This window comes from Armatimonas sp. (assembly GCF_031410135.1).
Classification (GTDB): Bacteria; Armatimonadota; Armatimonadia; order Armatimonadales; family Armatimonadaceae; genus Armatimonas.
In genome coordinates, this window is sequence record NZ_JANNYP010000732.1 from 1 (window position 1) to 6,617 (window position 6,617).

Annotated in this window: 6 protein-coding genes; 3 read left to right on the forward strand and 3 right to left on the reverse strand. The window is 58.9% G+C overall.

What is annotated here, in order from left to right:
• From RMO15_RS26725 to RMO15_RS26735, 3 genes are all read right to left on the reverse strand, one after another.
• A partial coding sequence (locus tag RMO15_RS26725) for a glycoside hydrolase family 2 TIM barrel-domain containing protein (protein ID WP_309720001.1) occupies positions 1–1,449 on the reverse strand: 1,449 nt, incomplete at its 3' end.
• 130 nt (positions 1,450–1,579) lie between these two features.
• Positions 1,580–3,640, reverse strand: a complete 2,061-nt coding sequence (locus RMO15_RS26730) for a serine hydrolase (RefSeq protein ID WP_309720003.1) — start codon at positions 3,638–3,640, stop codon at positions 1,580–1,582.
• A 210-nt stretch (positions 3,641–3,850) separates the two neighbouring features.
• Complete coding sequence (locus RMO15_RS26735) at positions 3,851–4,750, reverse strand: universal stress protein (RefSeq protein WP_309720005.1); 900 nt, start codon at positions 4,748–4,750, stop codon at positions 3,851–3,853.
• Positions 4,751–4,819: 69 nt separating this feature from the next.
• Between RMO15_RS26735 and RMO15_RS26740 the strand changes: the two genes are divergently transcribed.
• The 3 genes from RMO15_RS26740 to RMO15_RS26750 all read left to right on the forward strand — a co-directional run.
• Positions 4,820–5,224, forward strand: a complete 405-nt coding sequence (locus tag RMO15_RS26740; protein ID WP_309720007.1) for an OsmC family protein — start codon at positions 4,820–4,822, stop codon at positions 5,222–5,224.
• A gap of 66 nt (positions 5,225–5,290) precedes the next feature.
• A complete protein-coding gene (locus RMO15_RS26745; RefSeq protein ID WP_309720009.1) occupies positions 5,291–6,097 on the forward strand; it encodes an ABC transporter permease subunit in 807 nt (268 codons plus the stop codon).
• 14 nt (positions 6,098–6,111) lie between these two features.
• Positions 6,112–6,617, forward strand: a 506-nt coding sequence (locus RMO15_RS26750) for an ABC transporter ATP-binding protein (RefSeq protein WP_309720012.1), incomplete at its 3' end; no start/stop codon positions are given.

A 6,617-nucleotide genomic window follows, 5' to 3' on the forward strand; every position in this document is an offset into this window, starting at 1 on the left:
CGAGCTGGTCTCGCTCCCAATTAGTGGCTGGCGCGGGTAGCGCGCCCGAAACGCGCCATAGAGGTGCGGCTTGTAGTTGTAGCCAAAGATGTCCACGGTCTCGGAGAAGCCATTGCTGCCCGCGTTGGCGTTGTTGCAACCTGCGGAGACGAGGCGCGTGGGGTCCTCGCGGTGAAAGAGCGCGGTGAGCTGGCGCGAGAGCGCGGCCCCTTCGGCGTTGCCCTGCTCGGGAATCTCGTTGCCACTGCTCCAGGCGATCACGCACGGATGGTTCCTATCCCGGCGAACGAAGCTGACGATATCGCGCTCATGCCAGGCATCAAAATCAAGGTGGTAGTCGTTGGGCTTCTTGGCACGCCGCCAGCAGTCAAACGCCTCGTTAATTACCAGAAAGCCGAGCCTATCGCAAGCATCCAGTAGCTCAGGGGCGGGGGGGTTGTGGCTGGTACGGATGGCGTTGCAGCCCATCTCTTTCAAAATCTCTAACTGGCGCTCAATGGCGCGTTCGTGAACCGCGCCGCCTAAGATTCCCAGGTCGTGGTGGTTGCAGACCCCGTTGAGTGTCACGCGCTCCCCGTTGAGCAAGAAGCCCTTCGCCCCGCTCCACTCGACCCAACGGATACCAAAAGTGGTCAGGTGCGTGTCAGTAAGCTTCTCTTCGGCCCAGACCGTTGTCTTGAGCGAGTAGAGATTCGGCGTCTCGACACTCCAGAGCTGCGGACGGGCAAGCACGACACTGGCTTTGGGGCCATCGGCTTTCGCGATGACTTTGCCCTTCCAGAGAATCTCATGGCGAATCTCGCTTGTGCCGACCTCCAGAGGAGTATCAAAGGCAACTACTTTGCCCTTCCTGAAAACTTCGCTGCGAATCTTCTCCAGAGCTACCTCAATCGCCACGGTGGCCCTCTCGGCGCTTACCTCGGGCGTGTGGACAAAGACTCCGTTATGCGCGATATGAACGGGCTCGCCGGTCACCAGCCAGACATGGCGGTAGAGCCCGCCGCCAGGATACCAGCGCGACGAGTCCGGGGGATTATCCAGGCGCACCGCGATCAGATTCGTGCCCGTGTTATTTAAGTGCTGCGTGAGGTTCACCCGGAAGCTGGCGTAGCCGTAGGCCCACTCTCCGGCGAGCTTGCCGTTGACATAGACCTTGGGGTGGCTCATCGCGCCATCGAAGTCTAAGTAGACCCGCTTGCCTGTGGGTTGTGCGGGCAGTGTCTTGCGGTACCACCCGATCCCCGCCCAGGGCAGCTTGCCTGTATCGTTGGGCAAGTCGCCGCGAAATAGTCCCTCAATCCCCCAGTCGTGCGGCAGGTCAAGAGAGCGCCACGCCGAGTCATCAAAGCCGGGTTTCTCCAGCCCCTCCGGCTCAGGCCGCGAGCCTCCCTCGGGCATCAGCCCAAAACGCGCAAACTTCCAGCCCCGGTCAAACGAAAGACGATTCATGGGCACATTATACGCCTGTTTCCCCTCATCCCCCCGGCCCCCTCTCTCCCAATAACCATCGCCCTTCGGGTGGGAGAAGGGGGAGTCAGAGGAGGAAGGGGGCTTTCCTACTCCCACCCAACCTCTCCCGTTATCGGGAGGGGGTGGCGAGGGACGAGCCGGGGGAGGGCATCGTAAATACTTTATTGTCCACGGGTACGTCCCAGCGGGTGCTTTTGATAACCGTGACGATATTGCCCATGCTCGGGGTCTTCTGGATGCTCTTGTGCGGCACGATCACGCCGCCGCTCTTGCGAAAGTCTGAGTAGATTTCTGGGGCGTCCGTGTCGCGGCGGAGCACAAAAAAGCTCTTGATGGAGACATAGTCGGTCATGCGCTCGCCGGATTTGGTGGTCTTGAGAAGCACATAGCACTCCTCGCCCTCGACTTTTTCGGTGCCCGTGATGGCGATCTTCTCAAAGAGTTTATGCGGCTCCAGAAGGCCCATCGCTAGATCGGCCTCCGCGCGAGCACGCTCGCTGTTTTGGGTGGGCTGTGGGGGCAGAAAGCTGAAGCTGATCCAGGCGGCTTTCCCGTCGTAGCCAGTGGCAATCCAGCCGATCTTCTTGCCAATCGTGCTCACATTGAGCCGCTGCGATTGTTTTCCCTGGCTCTGGTAGGTCTCGCCGGTGGCCTGCATGCCCTGGTTCTCAAAGTCCACCGTGACCGTATCCACGCGGCTCTTGTGCTTGCTCCAGGCAGCGCGTCCCCCTGCCGCCTCCAGCATCTTCTCTAGAAGCGAGTCCACCGTGAGCGGCGCGACATAGGTCGTGGCTTTATCTTTCACCAGCGTCAGCTTGGTTCCGGGTTGTTCCCAGGTCATGCCTTTCTCGTCAAACGTTGCCTTCATACCCGCAGGAACCGGGGGGGCGAGCTGGTAGACACGACCCCCAAGGTGCTGCATGACATAGGGCGGCTGGCCCGGAACGGTGAGCACCAGATGGTCTTTTTCAAACGTCACTTTCATCGTCGCTGGGGGTGCTGTGCTCACATAGCTTCCGGCTTCGTCTTTGGTAGGCACGGGAGGGGGAGCAGGTTTGGCAGTGTCGGGAGTTGTCGGCTTCTTCTCTTCGGGCTTCTCGCCACTGAGGTTGCGCCAGACGATCTCCTGAATCTCGCTTGCCAGTGGGCTGCCACTGACATTGCTGAGCATCACCAGTCCCCATTTCTTCTCGGGGACAAAGGCCACTTCGGCGTTGAAGCCGTCTATGTTGCCGCCATGCTCGACCACGGAGATGCCTTTCCACTTGGGCAAGAACCAGCCGTAGCCGTAGCCAATACTCGGCGTCATGGTCATCTGCTTGGTGGTCATGGCGGTGTAGCTCTCGGCACTCAGCAGGGGCTTAGCCTCTTGGAGCATTGCCTCCACCCACTTTGCCATGTCCACCACCGACGAGTTGATCGCTCCTGCGGGCGCTGTCGTTCCAATATCGCGCCAGGCGAGAGGCTTCTGCGTGGCGGGATCGTAGCCAATGGCATGGTCTTTATCGGCGAGGGCCTTGGCGACCGAGAGCGTGCTGCGGGTCATGCCCAGCGGCGCGAAGATCTTCTGCTCGATCACCTGCTCATAGGGCATTCCAAAGGCGTTGGCGGCGATCTCCCCGGCGGCGGCAAAGAGAATATTCTGGTACTGAAACGCGGCCCCCAGCTTGGCGGTGGGCTTGGCGGTGCCCACCGCCTGGATCAGCTCTTTTCGACTCAGCGTGCCCTCCGCAGCGAGCATTAAAAAATCCGTGCGTGGCAGGCCGGATCTATGACAGAGGAGATCCGAGACAGTGATCTTGGCGCTGGCCTCGGGGTCGTGGAGTTGGAAGTAGGGCAGGTAGGTCACGGGGCGCTCCGTGAGCTTGACTTTTCCCGCGTCCACGGCCATCAGGACGGAAGCGGCGGTGAAAGCCTTGGTGGACGAGCCAATCGAGTAGAGCGTCTCCGGTGTAGCAGGGAGCTTCTTGGCCACATCGCGCAGGCCAAAGCCGTGTGTGTAGGCCAGCTTGCCATCTTTGAGGACGGCGAGCGAGAGGCCCGGGATTTTGTGCTTGATCCGCGCCGCCTCAACTTCTTTTTCCAAAGCAGCAAACTCCGAGGAGGGCTGGGCAGAGGCGAGCGCGGGGAGCGTGAGCGCAAAAAGCGAGACAAGAAAAGAGCGTTTCATCGCCTCTAAGATCGCACTCTGGGAGCAATTGTTACAAGCTACCGTTTTGCCAAAGTCTTCCCAGACAACGAGTGTCCGGGCTTAAGAGGGCGACGGGCACCTTCGTACCCAGTAGATTTGGTTGACTGCGAAGGCAGCCGTCGCCCTCTTAAGCCGCGGGATTTATCCGACGGCGACTTTTACAATTGTTACAAGCTACCGCTTTGCCAATTAGTGGGGACGGAGAAGTAGCACCGAATAGGAAGAGCTGAGAGCATAGCGAAACGAGACGCTACCTACGATCAATCTCTCGGTGAAACTATGACCGTGGGCTCCTAGGATCAGCAAGTCCGCGTGGGTTTCGGTCATGGTCTCGGCAATGGCATCGTCAATGGGCTTGTCCAAGATGCGTGACTGCATCACCGGGGCAGAGTCGCCAAAGGCCGCGTCCAGGCGTGCAATTGTGTCGGCGTTGCGCACGCGCAGGCCATGCTCGACTTGGTCGCCTGCTCCGGCCCCACTCTCGCCTTTGGCTAGCAGCTGCTCACGCATCGCGGCAATCGGGAAGGCCGTGAGTACGGTCAGCTCCGCAATGCCTAAGGGCAGAAGCTCCCCCAGAAGCGCGGCACACTGATCGGCGTAAGGAGAGTGATCCGTGGCGAAGACAGCATGTAGGGGACGATCCGGAAGCTCCGTGGGGCGGGCAATCAAGACACTCTCTTTGGCTTCCAGCACGGCGGCGCGGGCGACACTGCCCACAAAAGCGGTCTTCCAGGCGGGATCGTGCGATGCATTCAGGGCGAGGAGATGCGCTCCCGAGGACTCCGCTGTTGCCAAGAGCATGGCAGCCGGGTTTCCCGTGATGACGGTCTCCGTGATGGGATAGTTAGAGCCCAGCGCCTCCGCGACATGGGTGACGGCCTCGCTAGAGTCGGGCCACTCTTGTCCCTCATAAAACTGCGCCACAATCCCAGAGAGCACGGGCAGTAGCTCGCCGCCGGGAAAGACGGGTGGCGGAACCACATGGACGACTTCTACCTCACCTCCCACAAACTCGATTTTTTTCAGAAGCGATACGACAGGCGCATTGGCCTCTGGCGTCCGACTATCCACACCCAGTACGATTTTCATAGGCTCATTCTAGGGGCCTTTTGCCTCTACCGAATCGGCACTTCGGCAGATTTGAGGTACAACAAAGCCATGGTACAGATCGCGGTTCGCTATGAGGGAAATAAGAAATGCCAGCTTACCCACCCGGAAGGCATGACACTCACAACGGATGTTCCTAAAGAACTGGGCGGAGATGCTTCTGCGTTCTCCCCAACGGACTTAGTCGCCTCGGGGCTGGCGGCGTGCATTCTCACCACCATAGGCATGTGGGGAGAGCGGCACCAGCTCGATCTTGCGGGAATGAGCGCCACCGTGGAGAAAGAGATGAGCACTACCTCAAACCGGATCGGGCGGCTCGCCGTGAGCGTGAGCGTCCCCACGGCGGCAATTTCTGAGGAGCTACGACCACGGCTAGAAGCGATTGGGCATCGCTGCCCGGTTCATGCCAGCCTGCACCCTGAGATTGACGCCCCGATTGTCTATCGCTATGTTTGATCTTTTTCTGCAAAGCCGTAACCATTAGAGCCATAATCACGTTTAGCTAGGAGAAGGACTTTTGCCATGTCTGTCTTTACCGAAAATCCCGTTCTCTACAAAGAGATCACCACTCGCTTTCAGCTACGACGCCAGTCTAAGGCCAACCGTATTGTTATCTACTCTATTGTGGGGCTGATCATTCCCCTGTTTTATTGGTTCAGCATGTTGGCCATATTCCGTGACTCCAATGCGGCGCGTGACTCCTATGGAATCTTTCTCTGTGTTCTGGAAGTGAGCTTGGTGGTGTTCTTGACCCCGGCAATGCTAGCCTCCGCGATCACCCTGGAGCGGGAGAAGCAGACCTGGAACGCGCTTCTGCTCTCGCGGCTTACTCACAGTGAGATCGTGGTGGGCAAGTTTATCGGAGGACTGATTCCCACCCTGATCGCGCTGGCGGTCTTCTTTCCGCTCAATGTGGTAGCGGCCTGTGTAGGGGGAGTGGGACTGGGCTCGTTTCTTCTCTCCCATGTCTTACTGATAGCGACCATGCTTCTCTATGGGGCGCTAGGTCTGTTCTTCTCCTGGGCCTGCCGCCGAACCCAAGTGGCGACGGCAACTGCTGCCGGAACCGTGGCGTTTCTCACGCTAGGCTCGCCACTGGCGCTCTCACTCTGGCAGTCCACAATGGGCTATGGTGTGAGCACCAGCACGATTAACTTTCTCCCCCTCTGGAGCAACCCGTACTACGCCATGGCTGAGCTGACTATGGAGCGCAATGGACACGCTGAGGTTGCAACTCTACTGACTATCGGCTCGCTGATCGGCACCATGCTGCTCTTGGTGCTCGTCATTCGTAAACTGGCCCAAGGTCCCAAAGAGATGAGCGCGTAGGAAAAGGCAAAAACATGGCACTTGTTGAGATCAATCATCTTCGTAAAGAGTACGGTGACTTAGTGGCGGTCAAGAACCTCTCGCTAACCTTGAATGAGGGCGAGATTTTTGGCTTTATCGGCCCCAATGGCGCAGGCAAGACCACGACCATTAAGATCCTGGCGACGCTCTTAGACCCATCGGCGGGGAGCGCGAAGGTGGATGGCATTGATGTCTCGCTTGACCCCGAGGCGGTTCGCTCCAAGATCGGCTACATGCCCGATGCCTTTGGGGTCTACGATGACTTTAAAGTGTGGGAGTATTTGGACTTTTTCGCCGCCTCCTACCGCGTTCCCAAGGGCGACCGGCCCGGCCTGATTGACCTGGTGCTCGATCTGACCAACCTCTCGGTGAAGAAAGATGCCTATGTGGAGTCGCTCTCCCGTGGCATGAAGCAGCGGCTCTGCCTGGCGCGTACGCTTGTGCACAACCCAAAAGTGCTGCTTTTAGACGAGCCCGCTTCTGGCCTTGATCCTCGGGC